Origin of the sequence: Streptomyces sp. NPDC050433 (genome assembly GCF_044458565.1) — a bacterium.
Lineage (GTDB): Bacteria > Actinomycetota > Actinomycetes > Streptomycetales > Streptomycetaceae > Streptomyces.
Genome location: NZ_JBITIB010000066.1, coordinates 1 through 1,182, shown reverse-complemented (window position 1 = coordinate 1,182; position 1,182 = coordinate 1). Strand labels below are relative to the sequence as shown.

At 64.9% G+C, this 1,182-nt stretch carries 1 protein-coding gene and 1 pseudogene; both read left to right on the top strand.

The annotated features are described in order from the left end of the window. Positions 1 to 462, top strand: a pseudogene (locus ACIBLA_RS37530) (2-oxoglutarate ferredoxin oxidoreductase subunit alpha); the annotation flags it as partial. Beyond that, positions 455 to 1,182 (top strand): 2-oxoacid:ferredoxin oxidoreductase subunit beta (locus ACIBLA_RS37525; protein WP_399201142.1); only part of this gene is annotated, 728 nt, incomplete at its 3' end. The pseudogene ACIBLA_RS37530 and the gene ACIBLA_RS37525, both read left to right, overlap by 8 nt.

Here is a 1,182-nt window from a genome sequence, read left to right as displayed (position 1 = left end):
GGACTCGAACACCGTATCGGCGGTATCGAGAAGCAGGACGGCACCGGCAACATCTCCTACGACCCGGCCAACCACGACTTCATGGTCCGCACCCGCCAGGCCAAGATCGACGGCATCACCGTCCCCGACCTGGCCGTGGACGACCCCGACAGTGCGCGCACCCTCGTCCTCGGGTGGGGCTCCACCTACGGCCCCGTCACCGCCGCCGTCCGCCGCCTGCGCAGAAACGGCCACCCGATCGCGCAGGCGCATCTGCGTCACATCAACCCCTTCCCCAAGAATCTGGGCGAGGTCCTGAAGCGGTACGACAAGGTCGTGGTACCGGAGATGAACCTCGGCCAGCTCGCCACACTCCTGCGGGCGAAATACCTCATCGACGCGCACTCCTACAACCAGGTCAACGGCATGCCGTTCAAGGCCGAACAGCTCGCCACGGCTCTCAAGGAGGCCATCGATGCCTGAGGTCAACGAGCTGCTTTCCCTCGTCCCCAAGGCCGAGGCCAAGCAGTCCATGAAAGACTTCAAGTCCGACCAGGAAGTCCGCTGGTGCCCCGGCTGCGGCGACTACGCCGTCCTCGCCGCCGTCCAGGGCTTCATGCCCGACCTCGGACTCGCCAAAGAAAACATCGTGTTCGTGTCCGGGATCGGCTGCTCCAGCCGCTTCCCCTACTACATGAACACCTACGGCATGCACTCCATCCACGGACGCGCCCCCGCCATCGCCACCGGACTCGCCACCTCCCGCCGCGACCTGTCCGTCTGGGTCGTCACCGGCGACGGCGACGCCCTCTCCATCGGCGGCAACCACCTCATCCACGCCCTCCGCCGCAACGTCAACCTCAAAATCCTCCTCTTCAACAACCGCATCTACGGACTCACCAAAGGCCAGTACTCCCCCACCTCCGAGACCGGCAAAATCACCAAATCAACACCGATGGGCTCACTCGACGCGCCCTTCAACCCCGTATCACTCGCGATCGGAGCCGAGGCATCGTTCGTCGCCCGCACCGTCGACTCCGACCGCAAACACCTCACCAGCGTCCTGCGCCAAGCCGCCGACCACCCCGGCACCGCACTCGTCGAGATCTACCAGAACTGCAACATCTTCAACGACGGCGCCTTCGAAGCCCTCAAGGACAAGGAACGCGCCCAGGAAGCGGTCATCCGCCTCGAACACGGCGA